This window comes from Caballeronia zhejiangensis (genome assembly GCF_000698575.1).
Taxonomy (GTDB): domain Bacteria; phylum Pseudomonadota; class Gammaproteobacteria; order Burkholderiales; family Burkholderiaceae; genus Caballeronia; species Caballeronia zhejiangensis.
Genome location: NZ_JFHD01000004.1, coordinates 1 through 16,248, shown reverse-complemented (window position 1 = coordinate 16,248; position 16,248 = coordinate 1). Strand labels below are relative to the sequence as shown.

Genomic DNA, 16,248 nt, shown 5'->3' with positions numbered 1-16,248 from the left:
AATGTCGATATGAATCAAAGACTTAGTTGATTTCGGCGCGCGCTGCGATTATCGTTGGGCCCTCGGCAATACTTCGCGCTGTCTCTCCTGATCGACGCCTGCAATCCGCGTCGCGACATCCTCTCGTCACGTTGTGAACCGCCCTTCGGCTCGTCCGATGCACGGCGGCGGGAACCGCATTCCCCGATCAAGCGATGAACTCCCGCGCGACGCCAGCCCTTCCACTTCCGACATGCCAGACAACGAATACGCTTTTGCCCCGCCGTTTGCCCATGCCCCGCTCGCGCGAATGCTCGCGCTCGTCGCGGCCGCCGCCTTCGCGCTGTCCGCGTGCGGCGAGAAATCCGCCGCCGCCGGCGCGCCACCCGCGGCGAATGCGCCCGAAGTCAGCGTGATGACGCTGAAGGCGCAGCGCATCGACATCGTGGACGATCTGTCCGGACGCCTCTCGTCGGTCGAAGTCGCCGACGTGCGCCCGCAAGTCGATGGCATCGTGACCAAGCGGCTTTTCGTCGAAGGCTCGACGGTCAAGGCCGGCCAGCCGCTTTATCAACTCGATGCCGCGAGCTACCAGGCCGCGTACGACACCGCGCTCGGCACGCTGCAAAAGGCGATCGCCACGTCGAAGGCCGCCGACGTCACGGCGAAGCGCTATCAGGAACTCTTCAAGATCAAGAGCGTGAGCGCGCAGGACGTGGAGAACTACGCCGCCGCCGCCGACGAGGCACGCGCCGATATCGTCACGGATCGCGGCTCGCTCGAAACCGCGCGCGTGAATCTGGCGCGCACGCGCATCGTCGCGCCGATCAGCGGCAAGATCGGCAAGTCGGCGGTGACGGTCGGCGCGCTCGTCACGTCGGGACAATCGACGGCGCTCACGACCATCCAGTCGATGGACACGCTCTACCTCGACGTCACGCGTTCCAGCACCGAAGCGCTGCGGCTCTCGAAGGCCATCGCGTCCGGCGCGCTGAAGCCCGGCACGAGCAAGGTCACGGTGCAGACCGAAGACGGCGCGACCTACGCGCATACCGGCACGCTGCTCTTCTCCGATGTCACCGTCGATCAGACCACCGGCTCGATCACGCTGCGGGCATCGATTCCGAACCCGGAGCATCAGCTTCTGCCGGGCATGTTCGTGCAGGCGCAACTCGACGAAGGCGAGCAGGACGCGATTCTCGTGCCGCAAACGCTCGTGAATCGCGGCGCGGGCGGCACCTCGACCGTGCTCGTCGTGAACGCGCAGAACGTCGTCGAAAGCCGCACCGTCACCGCCGATACGGCGCACGGCAACGACTGGATCGTGACGCGCGGCCTGCGCGCGGGCGAGCGCATCGCCACCGACAATCTGCAGGTGGTGAGCGCGGGCATGAAGGTCTCGCCCGTCGAACGCGATGCGCAAGCGCAGCTCGCCAAGGGAGACTGACGCACGATGCTCTCCCGTTTCTTCATTCACCGGCCCGTGCTCGCATGGGTCATCGCCATCGTCGTGATGCTGATCGGCGCGCTCTCGATCCGCACGCTGTCCGTCGAGCAATATCCGAACGTCGCGCCGCCGTCGATCCGCATCACCGCGACCTATCCGGGCGCATCCGCCGATACGCTCGCCACCACGGTCACGCAGGTGATCGAGCAGGACATGACGGGCATCGACAATCTGATGTACATGTCGTCGACGAGCAGTTCGGCGGGCACGGCGACCATCACGCTGACGTTCAAGTCGGGCACCAACGCGGACGTCGCCGCGATGCAGGTGCAGAACAAGGTGCAGGAAGCGAACGCATCGCTGCCGAGCGCCGTTCAGCAACAGGGCATTCAGGTCAGCAAGACCGCGGGCAACATCCTGATGGTCGTATCGGTCACGTCCACGGACGGCCGCATGAACACCGTCGATCTCGGCAATCTGCTCGCGACGCGGGTGCAGGATCCGCTCACGCAGATCAGCGGCGTCGGGCAAGTGACGCTCTTCAGCGCGCAGCACTCGATGCGCGTGTGGCTCGATCCCGTCAAGCTGCGCAGCGTCGGCCTGATGCCGAGCGATGTCACGACCGCCATCGACAGTCAGAACGCGCAGCTTTCCGTCGGGCAGATCGGCGGCGCACCGCAGACGAAGACGCAAGCCATCAACGCGACCATCGTGACGCGCGGCTTTCTCAAGACTTCGGACGAGTTCGCCAACATTCTCCTGCGCGTCAATCAGGACGGCTCGCGCGTGTATCTGAAGGATGTCGGCACGGTCGAAGTCGGCGGCGACTCCTACGACATGACGTCGCGTCTGAACGGCAAGCCCGCCGCCGCGATGGGCATCATGCTCGCAAGCGGCGCGAACGCGCTGTCGGTCGCGAAGGCCGTGCGCGCGCAACTCGCGGTGTTGCAGAAGCAGATGCCGGGCGGCGTGCAACTGAGCGTTCCGCACGACACGACGCCTTTCGTATCCGCGTCCATCTCCGAGGTCATCACGACACTCTTCGAAGCCGTCGTGCTCGTGTTCCTCGTGATGTACCTGTTCCTCGGCAACCTGCGCGCGACGCTCATTCCGACCATCGTCGTGCCGGTCGCGCTGCTCGGCACGTTCGCGCTGATCGCCGCGGTCGGCTTCACCATCAACGTGCTGTCGCTGTTCGCGCTGGTGCTGGCCATCGGTCTTCTGGTCGATGACGCGATCGTCGTGGTCGAGAACGTCGAGCGGTTGCTGAGCGAAGGCCTGTCGCCGCTCGATGCGACCATCAAGGCGATGGGCGAGATCGGCGGCGCATTGATCGGCGTCACCGCCGTGCTGACGGCCGTGTTCATTCCGATGGCGTTCATGTCGGGCTCGACGGGCGAGATCTATCGTCAGTTCTCGCTCACGATCACGTCGGCGATGGTGCTCTCCGTGCTGCTCGCGCTGACGCTCACGCCCGCGCTGTGCGCGACGCTGCTGCGCCCGGTCGATCCGCAACATCAGCGGCGCGGCTTCTTCGCGTGGTTCGAGCGCACATTCGAAGGCGGCACGCGCCGTTACGAGCGTGTAGTGACGCGCCTCGTTGCGCGCCCGCTGCGCTGGATGGCCGCGTATGCGGCGATCTGCGGCGTGGCCGCGCTGCTGTACTGGCAGCTTCCATCGTCGTTCCTGCCGGATGAGGATCAGGGCACGCTGATGACCATCGTCAATCTGCCCGCGGGCAGCTCGAGCGTGCAGGCGAACGTCGTGGAGAAGCAGGTCGAGTCGTATTTCACGGCGCTTCCCGAAGTGGAGAACGTCGTCATGCTCGATGGCTTCAGCGTGTCGGGCAGCGGACAGAACATGGCGATGGCCATGGTCAAGCTCAAGGACTGGAAGGATCGCAAGGGCAAAGGCCAGTCCGCGGCGGAGATCGTCGGCGCCGCGAACGCGCACTTTCGCAGCTTGCGCGCCGGACAGGTCTTCGTGATGAATCCGCCCGCCGTGCAAGGTCTCGGCAGTTACAGCGGTGTCGATTTCGAACTGAAGGACATGGCCGGTCTGGGTCACGATCAGCTTGTCGCCGCGAGAAACAAGCTCTTGGCTCTTGCCGCGAAGGATCCGAAGATCACCGGTATGCGTCCCGCCGGCATGGCCGACGTGCCGCAGTACGCCGTGGATATCGATTACCTGAAGGCGTCGGCGCTCGGCGTCAGCGCATCCAATATCAACGACACGCTGCAGACCGCGTTTGGCTCGACCTACGTGAACAATTACGTGGACACGGGGCGCATCCAGAAGGTCTATGTTCAGGCGCTGCCGCAATACCGCATGATGCCCGCCGATATCGGCAAATGGTTCGTGACATCGAGCAATACGACGACGAGCACGACCAGCTACGACGGCAAGATGGTGCCGTTCTCGTCGTTCGCCTCGGGCCACTGGACGACCGGTTCTCCGCAAGTCGAACGCTACAACCGCAGCCTTTCGATGGAGATGACCGCGCAAAGCCCGCAAGGCGTCAGCAGCGGCGACACGATGAACGCGATCGAAGCGCTCGTCGCGCAGTTGCCGCAAGGCATTGCGATGGAGTGGACCGGCCAGTCGTATCAGGAGAAGCTCGCGGGCTCGCAGGCGACGTATCTCTATGCGCTTTCGCTGATCGTCGTGTTCCTCTGTCTCGCGGGTCTGTACGAAAGCTGGTCCGTGCCGTTTTCGGTGATCCTCGTCGTGCCGCTCGGCATCGTCGGGGCACTGGTCGCGGCGCATCTGCGCGGCTTCACCGACGACATCTATTTCAAGGTCGGCTTGCTGACGACCATCGGACTCGCGACCAAGAACGCGATCCTGATCGTCGAGTACGCGAAGTCCCTGCACGAGCGCGGTCACAGCGTGCGTCAGGCGGCGATCGAAGCGGCGCATCTGCGCTTGCGGCCCATCGTGATGACCTCGCTCGCCTTCGGCTTCGGCGTGCTGCCGATGGCGTTCGCGAGCGGCGCGGGCGCATCGAGCCGCGAGAGTCTCGGCAACGGCGTGCTTGGCGGCGTGATTGCCGCGACGCTGCTCGCCATCGTCTTCGTGCCAGTATTTTTCGTGCTGATTCGGGGCTTCGGAAACAGGAAGAAGGAAGGAGCCGCTCATGAATAAGCGCTTCGCTGTCTGCCGCATCGTCGCGGCGACGCTGACGGTTTTCGCGCTCGGCGCGTGCACGCTCGAGCCTCACTACGAGCGGTCCGCCGCACCGATGCCCGCGTCCTATCCGCAGTACGAATCGACGAGCGCGCAACAACAGGCATCGGCTGCCGACCTGCTGTCCGACTGGCGCTCGTTCGTGCGGGATCCGTATCTGCGTCAGTTGATCGAGCTTGCGCTGACGAACAACCGCGACTTGCGGCAAGCCGCGCTGAAGGTCGCGCAATACGAGGCGGAGTATCGGATCGTGCGCGCCGAACTGGGGCCGTCGATCACGGCGACGGGCACGCATAGCGCGTCGCACCAGTCGGGCGTGACGACGAAATCCACCAGCCTCGAACTCGGCACGAGCGCGTGGGAAATCGACTTCTTCGGCCGCATCCGCAGCCTGAAGGATCAGGCGCTGGAGCAGTATCTGTCGACGGACGCGGCGCGCCGCAGCACGCAGATCAGCCTCATCTCGACCACGGCGGGCGACTATCTGACATGGCTCGCGGATCGCGCCCTGCTCGACGTGACGGAACGCACGGTGGCTTCGTATCGCGACACCTACGAGACGACGCTGCGCGCGGCCAATCTCGGCAGCGGCTCGATGGAAGACGTGCAGTCCGCGCGCACATCGCTGACGAGCGCAATGGCGAATCTCGCCGCGTATCGACGCGCGGTGGAGCAGGATCGCAACAACCTGATCGCGGTGATCGGCTGCCCGTTGCCCGACGGCTTCCCCGACGATCGCGCCTTGCCCGACGAACCGCTGTTCGCCGCGGTGCCCGAGGGCCTGCCTTCGACGCTCTTGACGGAGCGGCCCGACATCATCGAGGCGGAACATGCGCTGAAGTCCGCGAACGCGTATATCGGTGCGGCGCGCGCGGCGTTCTTCCCGACCGTCTCGCTGACCGCGACGGGCGGCGTCGCGAGCAACGGGCTGTCGTCGCTCTTCAAGGCGGGTTCGGGCGCGTGGGCGTTCGAGCCGTCGATCAGCGTGCCGATCTTCCAGTTCGGCAGTCTGCGCGCCTCGCTCGACTCCGCGACGATCTCGAAGAACATCTACGTCGCGGCGTACGAAGGCACGATCCAGACCGCCTTCAAGGAGGTGTCGAACGCGCTCGCGGCGCGCGCCACGTATGTCGATCAGACCGCCGCGGACCTTCAGTATGTCGATGCCGCGCAGCAGTACTACGACATCGCCAATGCGCGCTATCGCGGCGGCCTGGACAGCTTCCTCACTTTGCTCACGGCGCAGCGCACGCTGTTCAGCGCGCAGACCCAGCTCGTGACCGACCGCGCCGCGCAACAGACCAACATGGTGACGCTCTACACGGCGCTGGGCGGCGGCTGGCGCAAGGATGCGCAAGTGCAGGAGACGGCGGCGAAATAGTCAGAACGCGCTTCATTCGTGCTGCGAGGGCCGTCGCCTGTCGCGCTCGGCTATATCGCGACGCAGTTCTCGTTCGGCGTGAGCTTTCTGCTCGTCGGCGCGGTGTTCATTCCGAGCGGCATCGGCACGTTGTTCATTCCGGAACGTCTGTACGACACGAGCGATTCCGGCCCATCGACGCCCGCGCGATCACGCCGATGACGGCGCCGTCGCGCAACCGCTCATCGCGCGCTGATCGTCGTCGGCGCTGACGGGCGCGAGCGCCATCAGCCGCGCGAGCACCGGCCAGCGCGTCACCGCCGCGCGCAATTCCTCGTCGGCTTCGGCATCGAAATAGCGCGCGGCGTCGAGACCGGCGACGCGCTCCGCAAGCGCGACGACATCATGCCGGTCGCGCGCTTCCTTGTTCAGCGTGTTCATTTCTGATCCACCCATACGCCGTCCGGCGTCTTCACGACATAGCCCGTCGCGGTCTTCATCGTGACGGTGCCTTCGTTCTCGCCGATCATCGGCGTCTGCGGCAGATTGGCCGCGTATTGCGACAGCGTGACGCCCGCCTTGAACGGACTGTTCGACACGAGGTTCGACAGCAATTGCGCGATGGCGAGATGCCCGGTCGGCTGATCGATGACGGTCGTCGCGCCGTGATTGCCCGTGAAGCCGACGAGCCGCACGCCCACCGGCCCGTGGATCACGCTCGGCGTCGGAATCTCGCGCAGGCCCGCGACCTGATTGGCGTCGCCGCGCAGCGCCGCGCCGTGCTCGGGCACGAACACGATCACCGCGCGCCGCCCCGATTGCTGGATCAGATCGGCGAACTTGTCGAAATCGCTCATCAGCTTCGCCACGCGCAGCGGATACGACTCGAGGCTCGTCATCTTGTTGTTCGGCAGGCGGTTGCCGTCGTGCAGGCTGATCGTGTTGTAGTACAGCGCGACCGGTCCCGGCTCCCGCGCGCGCTCTGCGTACCAGTTCGCGAGCGTGCCGTAATCGTCCATGATCGGCGAGCCGTCGAACGCGTGCATCGCGACGGGCGCGGCCGTGTTCGGCACGAAAGGCACGTTCGGCACGCCGATGTTCTCCTTCACGAGCTGCGTGAAGTTGTCGAAGTGGCCGTCGTGATTGAACGTGACCTGCGGCGTGTAGCCGGCCTGCGCAAGATCGGCCATCAGATGACACTGCGCGGGCGCATCCTTGTACAGATCGGCGTGCGCTTCCTGTCCGCACGACGCGCGCAGCACGCGAATCGCCGCCGGGCCGCTGTAGCTCGCCGCCGTGCTGAAGTTCGTGAACAGATAGTCGAAGTGCGACAGGAACGGATGATTGCGCTCCTTCGATACATCGAGGTCGTCCCACGACAGCGAGCAGATGTGCAGCACGATCACGTCGAACTGCTCTTTCGGATCGCTCGACAGATGACCGAAGCTCACCTGTCGCTGCGACTCCTTCGCCCTGAATGCCGCGAGCGTCGCGTTGTAATCCAGGGGGTCCGCGGATTGACGGTTAGTTGCGGCAACGGCATTGCCCTGCGGCTTCGCCTCGATGCGCGCGAGCACCGCATTCGCGCCCTGCCACACCGGCAGCGCGACGAGCGCGATCATCACGAAGGTCGCGACGCGCAGCCAGCGATTGACGACGAGATACGCGACGAGCAGACCGAGCGCGACGGCGAGCAGCATCGGCGGAAGAAAGCGCGGCAGCAACTCGAGCCAGTAGCCGAAGCTGAAGGTCGTGAGATTGCCGAATTCCTCGACGATGCGGCCGAACGGCGGCACGTTCGCCTCGCGATACATCAGCGGCAAACCGATGCCGAGCCCGGCGACGAACCGCACCGCCCGCCAGATGCGCGAGCGCAGCGGCGAGCTCGCGGCGAGCGCCACCGCGAACGCGATGTTCGCGAGCCATATCGGCTTCAGATGCCCCGTCGAAAAGAGCGCGATCTTGATGATGAAATACAGGTTCCAGAAGGTCATCTTCGTTCTTCTTGTCAGTAGCGGCGGCCATCGAGCGCGAGCTTGTCGAGCAGCGCGCGGCGCGCTCCGCCGAACAGCCGCGCATAGCCTTCGAAGCCCATCAGCAGCACTTCCTTCAGGCCCTTGAGCGGCGCGTCGTCTTCGGTGCGCTCGTCCCATTCGATCCACGCATCCGCGCGGCCGAACGTGCATTGCACGAGACGGCGCTCGTCTTCGAGCGTGAGCGAATCGAAGCGCACGCCCAGATGCGTGCCGGAAAGGCGCGTCACGCGCACCGGAAAGTGAAACTGCCGCTCGCCGCGGCTCACGACGACGCCGAGCGTGTCGCCGGTTTCGAGCGAGAGCAATCCTTCGCCGACGACGAGCCCGAGCCCGCCTGTCGAGTAATCGCTCGTGCTGCACGCGATGCTGCTGCCGTCGTTGAGCACGAGCGTCGCGGGCATGTTCATCGCGATGCGATGCGTGACGCGCACCTGCTTCGCCTCGCGCGCGACGCTCACCGCCGCGCCGAGCATCACGAGGTTGTAGAGCGTCCAGAACACGTTCATCAGGATGGTCGCGTCTTCGTCGCCCGCGCCGGCGATCAGCTTCACGATGCCGACGGACATCGCGAACGCGTTCAGGCCGAGCAGCACGAGATACGGCTTGCTCATCGCCCAGTCGATATACGTCTCGTCGATGCGCCCGCCCTTGTCCGTCACGTTGAACTTGCCATGCTTCGGGCTGAAGAACGCGATGGTCGTCGGCAGCGCGATATACCACGCGAGCACCGACTCATAGACTTCGGCCCAGAACGAATGCCGGAACTTGCCCTGCATCCGCGAGTTCGCGATGTTCGCGATGACGATGTACGGCAGCACGAAACCCGCGATGGTCGTCGCCGCCGCGTTGATGAAGTACATCTGGAAGAAGAGGTACCACATCGGCATGGTGAGGAACACGAGGCGCGGAATGCCGTAGAAGAAGTGCAGCATCGCGTTGCCGTAGCACAGGCGCTGAAAGAAGTTCAGCCCGCGCCCGAAAAACGGATTGTCGATGCGAAAAATCTGCGCCATGCCGCGCGCCCAGCGCGTGCGCTGCTTGATGTGGCTCGCGAGGCTTTCGGTGGCGAGACCGGCGGCCTGCACCGTCGGCAGATACGCCGTCGTATAGCCGCGCCGATGCAGCTTGAGCGCCGTGTGCGCGTCTTCGGTCACGGTTTCGACCGCGATGCCGCCGACCTCTTCCAGCGGCGCGCGCTTGATGACCGCGCACGAGCCGCAGAAGAACGTCGCGTTCCAGAGATCGTTGCCCGCCTGCACGAGCCCGTAAAACAGATTGCCTTCGTTCGGCACGCGGCGGAACGTGTCGAGATTGCGCTCGAACGGATCGGGCGAGAAGAAGTGATGCGGCGTCTGCACGAGCGCGCATTTCGGATCGGCGAAGAAGGTGCCCATCGTCGCTTGCAGGAAGGAGCGCGTGGGGACGTGATCGCAATCGAAAATGGCGATGTATTCGCCGTGCGTCTTCGCGAGCGCGCGATTGATGTTGCCCGCCTTCGCGTGCTGATTGTCGTCGCGCGTGATGTAGCCGATGCCCGCCGCCCGCGCGAGCGCCTCGAACTCCGGACGATGGCCGTCGTCGAGCAGCCAGATATTGAGCTTGTCGCGCGGCCAGTCGATGCCTTGAGCGGCGAAAAGCGTCGGCTTCACGACCGACAGCGGCTCGTTGTAGGTCGGAATGAAGACATCGACGCTCGGCCAGTCGGCGGGATCGTCGGGCAGCTTCGACACGGCGCGTTCGAGCGGCCACGCGGTCTGCACGAAGCCGAACAGCAGGATCATCCACGTATAGGCTTCCGCGCCGAAGAGCGCGTAGCCGACGATCGCCTCGCCGGGCGTGCGGAAGTCGAGCGTCTCGGTCGTGCGCCACCAGACGTAGCGCGCGGTGACGAGCAGCGCGAGCGACGCGAGAATCAGCACCGGCATGCGCCCCGGAATGCGGCGGATGACGAGCGCCGCGATCATCAGCACGGCGAAGAACACGAACTGGCTTCCCGACGCGAGCGGCGACGTGCCGACGACCGCCCACAGCAATCCGCCGATCACGACGAGCGCGGGCAGCATCCAGCGCTTCTTGCCGATGACATTCGCGCCGCCCTCGAGCCGCGCGCCGAAGCGCGCCCACGGCAGTCCGTCGATGGCGGCATCGATGCGGCGCTTCATCCACATCAGCGCGAGAGCGAGCGGCGTGAGCGCGCGTTCGATCAGGCCGAGCGCGGCCCGCGCATACGCGGCGAGCGGCTTCGCGTTTTCGCGCGGCGGGCGCACGAACGCGCGCAGCAGCCACGCCCAAGGATTGCGCACGTCGATGACGCCCCACTCGCGCGCCCACGCGAGCACGAACGCGCGCAGCATGTCCCGCGCGATGTCGCGCTTGCCCGCGCGCGGCGGCTTGAAGAAGAGACGCACGCACCAGTCGAACGCCGAGCGCGTGTCGGGCACGCCGAGCCCGCGCGCGATCCAGCCGATCGCGCGGTTCGAGCGGGAGCCTGGTTCGCGCTTCATGCCGTCTCGCTCGCGGTGAGCGCGGGCAGCCACGCATCGACGTGCTGCGCGAGACCGTGCAGATCGTGCGACGCCTGCAGATGCGGCGCTTCGTCGAAAATCCACGCGCCGCGCGAAAATGCCTCGGGCATCGACGCTTCCAGATGAATGCGTTGCGCGAGCGGCATGTTCCCGGTCGCGCCGCGCAGCATCGCGAGCGCGTCGCGCTGCATCGCGCGGGCGGGATTCAGGCGATTCACGACGAGACGCACATCCGCGCACGATTCCCGCAGCGCGGGCAAACGCGCGACGAGCGTCGCGCACGCAGCCGGCTCAGGCGGGCACACGGCGAGCACGAGATCGGCGGCGCGCGCGGCGTGATCCGCATGCGAGCACGGATAGCGCGGCGTATCGATCAGCACGACGCCGGTCTCCGGCAAGCCGATCTCGCCGATCGTGCGTTCGAGCCATCGCGGATGCTCGCAAAGACGCGCTTCGCACGCGGCGGATCGCGCGGGCGTGAGACCGCCGTGCGGCACGAACAGCACGCCGTCCTCGTTGCGCCAGGTCGATTCGTGCCACTTGCGCGACGGATCGGCGAGCGCGCCGCCGATGCCTTCCGCCGCGAACGCGTCCAGCCCGAGATACGCGCCGAGCATGTTCTGCGGATCGAAGTCGAGCGCGACCACGGCACGGCCGCGCCGGGCGAGCAGCGTCGCGAGCGATGCGGCGAGCGTCGTGCGGCCCGCGCCGCCCGCCGTCGAAATGAGCGCGATGGTTTTCATGGGCGGGAGGCGTCCTTCGGCGCGGCATCGACATCGGGGACGAGACGCGCGTTGAGCACGACCGGCTCGATGCGGCACGGCACCGCGTCGCGCGGATCGTAACCACGCGCGGCTACGAGACCGCGCCGCGCGCCCGCGCGCTGCCAGACGATCCACGCGGGCACGCCGGCCAGCACGCCGATCAGCATCGAAATGAGCAAGGTGTCCATCGTTTCAGTTTCCCGGTTCGGCGAGCGGCATATGCGCACGCACGGCGCGGCGCGCGGGCGGATGCAACGGACCTTCGTCGGTCGCGTTCCTGCGCGCTTCTTGGTTCAGCACGGCGTCGAGCGCGTCGAGTTCCGCGCGCGAGCGGCGCACGGATTCGCTTTCCGTAGCCGCATCCGCCTTGTCTTCCATCGCGATGACGGGCGCGGTCGCGGCGAACAGATCGCTGTAATCCGCCGACGGCGCGCGCCGGTTCTCCGCTTCGAGCGCCTGCAATTGCGCGCCGATGCCGTCGTCCGACAGATACGTGACGTCCTTCGCCACGCGCTCCACCGGCACGGTGAAGATGCGCGCGAGCGCGGCGTCGGCATCGGCGAGACGGCAGCCGAACAGGAACACGTACAGATGCGACGCGTCCGCCGTGAAGACATCGCCCGCGCGGCGCGGACGGCACCACGCGAGCGCATCGACGTGAGCGAGCGCAGGCGGCAGCGTCAGCTTCACGAGCACATGCGGCAGACGCAGCACCGCGCCGCGTGCGAGCGCGCCTTGCGTCTGCGCGCAGAACGCCGCCACGTTCTGATAGCCGAGCGCGGCATCGGCGAGCGACGCGGCGAGCGCCGTGCGGTAATCCGACAAAAGCGGACGCGTGTAGAGCTGGCCTTGCAGCGACTGCAACAGCGATTCGAGCCGCGAGAACGGCACGTCGCGCCCGACGACAAGATTCGCGCCGAGGCTCAGCATCAGCAATTCATATTGATGACGCAGCACTTCGCCGCGTTCGACCACGGCGATTTTGAGCGCGCGTCCGCAGCGGCGGCGCAGCGTGTGCACGGCGGCGCACAGCGCTTCGAACTGCGCGCCGTTGCGATGCGCGAGCACGACGGTCGCGCCGCGCGCGCCATCGCAGGCGGCGACGACGGCATCGCGGTCCGCGAGCACTTCCCAGTCGCGCGGCACCCAAGCCTCGTCGCCGACGACCGCGCGGCTCACGACGACGCGCGCTTCGTCCGGCGCGAGACGCGCATCGCGGCGCGCATCGCCCGCGCGCTCGGGCGCGGCGATGCTCAGGCGGCCGGCTTCGTTGAAGCGCAACGCGTGCACGTCGCCGGTGGCGAGCGCGCGGCCCGCGCGCCAGAAATCGACTTGCCACAGCAGTTCGCCGTGCGAGCGCCGCACGCGCGCAACGCCCGCGCACGCGCCGTTCAGTTCGCTGCGGCTTGCCGAAGCCTGAGTTTCGTCGATGTCCAAATCGTCATCGCTGGCGGCGTCGCCGAGCAGCAGGATCATCGTGATGCCGCGCGTCTCGCACCAGCTCGACAACAGCCGTCCTTCGCGCGCGAGCGCCGCCGGATCGCGCCACGAGAACCAGCGCTCCGCGCCTTCGACGATATACAGCGCGTTCGCGCGAAAGCCGAAGCGCTTGAGCGCGCGCAGGCCGCCGTAAAGGCGCGCGAGCGCGAGAGCGGGCGGTTCAGAATCGGCATCGGCGGATGCGGCTTCGTTCGGCATCGCGAGCACGTTCAGTCGGCGCGGCCAGCCTTGCGCCGCCGCGCCCGAAAAGCCCAGTTCGCGCGCACGCGCCGCCGCTTCCGCACGCTCGCGCGCGAGCACGACGCTCACATGGCGCGTGTTCGCGGCCCGCGCCGTGGCCCAGATGAGCGCATCGCATTCGGGCGAACGCGGCGCGACGTGCACCGCGTAGAGCGCGCCCGGCGCGAGCACGGCGAGATCGTCGGGAAGCGCATCGACGCCGATGCGGCCCGGCGCGGCATCGCGGCCCGCGACGCGCGCGCGCACGAAGCGCGCAAACGCGGCGATGAGGCTCGTTGCGCCACTGGATCGGTTCGATTCGTCGTTCACGGCAATCCGTTCCTCAATAACTCGAATACAGCCGCACCGGCTGCGGGCTGATGCGGTAATCGTCCTTGCGCGGCGAGAACGCGAAGCGCGCGTAGATCATCCCGGCGCTCGGCGCATAGTCGTGCGAATGGTCGATGGACACGCGCGCGCCCAGCGCCAGTTGCGGATTCAGCCGATATTCGACCGTCGCCCCGAGTCCGTACGAAAAGCTCACGCCACGCGTCGAGCCGCCGGGATAAATCAGGCTGCTCGTATCGACCGGCGAGAGTCCCGCTACCGCCGGCAGGCCGTTCGGGAAATACGGCGAGTTCTTCTCGTACGAATTCGAGACGCCCGCCGTCGCCGCGATGTCCCAGGTGAAGCCGTTACGCTTGCCCATCCATTCGATCGGCACGCCGAGCGACAGATAGCGCTGCGGGCTGTAATAGCCGCCCTGCCCGAACGTGTAGTAGCGCAGGTTGTCGGTGTAATGCCAGGCATTGCCGACGAGGCCGGTCTGCACGCGCATCGTCGCGCGCCGATACACCGGCACGGTGAAGCCCGTGCGCAGCGTGAATTCCTGATTGCTCGCGACGTTGCGCCCGCTCAGCTCGGCCACGCCGATATCGGCGAATACGTTCGTCCTGCCGACATCGACGCTCACATGCAGGTCGATGCCGTCGCGCCGCACGCCGCCCCAGACGACGTGCGTGAGCGGATCGGTGAGACCGGCGTAGGACAGCTCGCTGCTCGTGACCGCACGCCGCGACGCCGCTATCGACAGGCTCGCCGGACCGGCATCGAACCTGTAGCGCGCGCCGCCGACGAGGTAATGCACCGGAAAGCCGATCGGCGTCGAGCCGAGATCGACGCGCCACGCATCGGACAGATAGCCGAAGCCGCCGCCGAGACCGTTCGCGTGCTGATGCAGATCGCCGGTCGTGACGGGCGAGTTCGTCAGATATTGGCGCAGCGCGTTCGCCGACGCCGCCGTGCCGTCGTAGAAGCCCGCGTTCGTGCCGAAGGTCTGAATGGTGTACGGCAGGCTCGGCGCCGAAGCGCCGGCCTGATCGGTGAGTCCGCTCACGTCGAGCGTGCCCGCGTCGAGATGCACGGCGTCCGCGTGCACGAAGAAATGCCCGTCGTAGCGATACGGAATCTGCACGTAGAGCGGCACCTGCTGCGCGTGATACTGCGACACGCCCGCATCGCCGGACTTGTACGCCGGTATCCACGCCGTTTCGACTTCGGGATTGCGGCGCTGATCGAGATCGTCGAGTGCGGATCGCGCGGGCGTGGCGGACGTTGCGGGGGTCGCGCGTGCCGAGCCGGCCGGCACGCTGAACGCCGGCGCGATGCCCGACGCGCGTTCCTGCTCCATCGACAGCCGATACAGCGACGCCGCCTGCTCGTACTCGCCGAGGTCCTCCGCGACGCGTCCCGCCTGCACGGTGACGTCCGCGCGTTCGGGATAGGCGACGCGTAGCGGCTGCGTCAGCGCCTGCGCATCGAGCGGACGGCGCAGCGCGGCGAAACGGCGCGCGGCAGAGAGGCGCGTGTCGATGTCGTCGGGCGGCGCGGCATCCGCGACGCGGCGGACGATCGCGAGCGCTTCCTTGCGCGCGCCGATGCCGCCGCTGTCGTCGAGCACGCGCGCGAGCATGAGCTGCGTTTCGGGATCGTCGGGCGATGCCGCGAGCATCGGCGCGAGCGCGGCGCGTGCGCTGTCGTAATCGCCCTGCGCGCGCGCGAGATCGGCGAGCTCGAACGCGTAGCGCTTGTCGCGCTTGCCTGCGTCGCTCACGGTATCGAGCAGACGGCGCGCACGCGCGTAATCGGCGGCGTCGATGGCATCGTCGGTCTGACGCAGCACGCTGCGCAACGCCTGATCCTCCAGACGCTCTTGCTGACGCGGCGTGAGCTTCGGCTCCGCGCGCACTTGCGCGAGCGTCTGCGACAGCGCATCTTCGCGACGCGCGCCGCCGAGCAGATCGCCGTAGCGCAGGCGCACGTCAGCATCGGTTTCTTCGGGATGCGTGGCCATCCAGTCGCGCAGCAGCGCGAGGCCGCGCTCCGCGTCGCCTCGATCGATATACAGCGCACCGATCGACGCGAGCAGGTTGGGATCGTCCGCGGCCAGCGCTTGCGCGCGATCGAGCGCGGCGGCGGCGGCGTCGGCGTCGTTGCGCGCGAAGGCGGCGCGGGCATCGGCGAGCGACTGTTGCGCGTCGAGATTGCGGGCGAGCGCGCGCATGGCGTCAGTGCGATCGGCTTGCGGCACGGCATCGAGCGCGGCGCGCGCGCCCGCCAGATCGTCCATCGAATTGCGATACAGCGCGGCGGCGTAAGCCATCGGCGCGGCGTTCGGCGAGCGCGCGAGGCCGTCGTCCATCACGGCGCGGCCGAGCTGCGGCAAACCGATATCCCGATACAGCCGCGCAAGCGCGAAGCGCGTCCACGGCTGATCCGGCTCGATGCGCAACGACGCCTCGTATTTCTGCGCCGCCGGCCCGTTCTGGCCGCGCGCGGCGAGTTGCTGCGCCTCGTTCGCGACCATATCGGCGCGCATCGCGATCAGGCTTTGGCGATCGTCGGCGGCGGTGAAACGGCTTTGCAACGCGGCGATGAGCGGCTCGACTTCATCGGCGCGTCCGGTCGACTCGAGCAGCGCACGCGTGCTCTTCAGCGCCGACAGGCTCGGCTCGCGGCCCGCAAGCTGCGCGCGCAGCATCGGTTCGGCGGCGCGCCAGTCGCCTTGTGCGAGCAGCGCATCGGCGAGAAGCAGCTTGGCATCGGCGCTATCCGGCTCGATGGCGAGCGCCTCGCGCGCGTAGCGTTCGGCGTCCTTCGGCTTGCCTGCGTTCGCGGCGTCACGGCCGTGCGCGAGCGTGCCCCAGAAGCGCGCCGTGCGCGCGAGGCCCAG

General features: G+C 67.1%; 11 protein-coding genes. 4 read left to right on the top strand and 7 right to left on the bottom strand.

Annotated elements, in window-relative coordinates; genetic code table 11:
- Positions 1-289: 289 nt before the first annotated feature.
- The 4 genes from BG60_RS07945 to BG60_RS07930 are packed head-to-tail and all read left to right on the top strand — an operon-like array spanning position 290 to position 6,194.
- Complete coding sequence (locus tag BG60_RS07945; protein ID WP_008345783.1) at positions 290-1,426, top strand: efflux RND transporter periplasmic adaptor subunit; 1,137 nt, start codon at positions 290-292, stop codon at positions 1,424-1,426.
- 6 nt (positions 1,427-1,432) lie between these two features.
- Complete coding sequence (locus BG60_RS07940) at positions 1,433-4,570, top strand: efflux RND transporter permease subunit (protein WP_008345784.1); 3,138 nt, start codon at positions 1,433-1,435, stop codon at positions 4,568-4,570.
- Positions 4,563-5,993, top strand: a complete 1,431-nt coding sequence (locus BG60_RS07935; protein ID WP_008345786.1) for an efflux transporter outer membrane subunit — start codon at positions 4,563-4,565, stop codon at positions 5,991-5,993. The genes BG60_RS07940 and BG60_RS07935 overlap by 8 nt, the downstream gene beginning before the upstream one ends.
- 18 nt (positions 5,994-6,011) lie before the next feature.
- On the top strand, positions 6,012-6,194 hold the full coding sequence (locus BG60_RS07930) for a hypothetical protein (protein WP_008345788.1): 183 nt from the start codon (positions 6,012-6,014) through the stop codon (positions 6,192-6,194).
- Here the strand turns inward: BG60_RS07930 and BG60_RS07925 are convergent.
- The 7 genes from BG60_RS07925 to BG60_RS07895 form a co-directional block, all read right to left on the bottom strand.
- Positions 6,183-6,413, bottom strand: coding sequence for a hypothetical protein (locus tag BG60_RS07925; RefSeq protein WP_008345789.1), 231 nt, complete (start codon positions 6,411-6,413; stop codon positions 6,183-6,185). The genes BG60_RS07930 and BG60_RS07925 overlap by 12 nt on opposite strands.
- The gene (gene bcsG / locus BG60_RS07920; RefSeq protein ID WP_008345791.1) at positions 6,410-7,966 is read right to left on the bottom strand and encodes a cellulose biosynthesis protein BcsG; all 1,557 of its coding nucleotides are present in this window, start codon (positions 7,964-7,966) and stop codon (positions 6,410-6,412) included. Before bcsG ends, BG60_RS07925 begins: the two co-directional genes overlap by 4 nt.
- 14 nt (positions 7,967-7,980) lie before the next feature.
- Entirely contained in the window at positions 7,981-10,512 is a 2,532-nt protein-coding gene (gene bcsA / locus BG60_RS07915) for a UDP-forming cellulose synthase catalytic subunit (protein ID WP_008345793.1), read from the bottom strand.
- The gene (gene bcsQ / locus BG60_RS07910) at positions 10,509-11,276 is read right to left on the bottom strand and encodes a cellulose biosynthesis protein BcsQ (RefSeq protein WP_008345794.1); all 768 of its coding nucleotides are present in this window, start codon (positions 11,274-11,276) and stop codon (positions 10,509-10,511) included. The genes bcsA and bcsQ overlap by 4 nt, the downstream gene beginning before the upstream one ends.
- Positions 11,273-11,485, bottom strand: a complete 213-nt coding sequence (locus BG60_RS07905) for a hypothetical protein (RefSeq protein WP_008345796.1) — start codon at positions 11,483-11,485, stop codon at positions 11,273-11,275. Before BG60_RS07905 ends, bcsQ begins: the two co-directional genes overlap by 4 nt.
- Before the next feature lie 4 nt (positions 11,486-11,489).
- Positions 11,490-13,346 carry a cellulose biosynthesis protein BcsE gene (bcsE, locus tag BG60_RS07900; protein WP_034471074.1) on the bottom strand — a complete coding sequence of 619 codons (1,857 nt, stop codon included), beginning with the start codon at positions 13,344-13,346 and terminating at the stop codon, positions 11,490-11,492.
- Positions 13,347-13,359: 13 nt separating this feature from the next.
- A partial coding sequence (locus BG60_RS07895) for a cellulose biosynthesis protein BcsC (protein WP_034471072.1) occupies positions 13,360-16,248 on the bottom strand: 2,889 nt, incomplete at its 5' end.

Coding starts and splice junctions, on each gene's coding strand:
- BG60_RS07945 (WP_008345783.1), top strand. CDS start 290: ATGCTCGCGCTCGTCGCGGCCGCCGCCTTCGCGCTGTCCGCGTGCGGC.
- BG60_RS07940 (WP_008345784.1), top strand. CDS start 1,433: ATGCTCTCCCGTTTCTTCATTCACCGGCCCGTGCTCGCATGGGTCATC.
- BG60_RS07935 (WP_008345786.1), top strand. CDS start 4,563: ATGAATAAGCGCTTCGCTGTCTGCCGCATCGTCGCGGCGACGCTGACG.
- BG60_RS07925 (WP_008345789.1), bottom strand. CDS start 6,413: ATGAACACGCTGAACAAGGAAGCGCGCGACCGGCATGATGTCGTCGCG.
- bcsG (WP_008345791.1), bottom strand. CDS start 7,966: ATGACCTTCTGGAACCTGTATTTCATCATCAAGATCGCGCTCTTTTCG.
- bcsA (WP_008345793.1), bottom strand. CDS start 10,512: ATGAAGCGCGAACCAGGCTCCCGCTCGAACCGCGCGATCGGCTGGATC.
- bcsQ (WP_008345794.1), bottom strand. CDS start 11,276: ATGAAAACCATCGCGCTCATTTCGACGGCGGGCGGCGCGGGCCGCACG.
- BG60_RS07905 (WP_008345796.1), bottom strand. CDS start 11,485: ATGGACACCTTGCTCATTTCGATGCTGATCGGCGTGCTGGCCGGCGTG.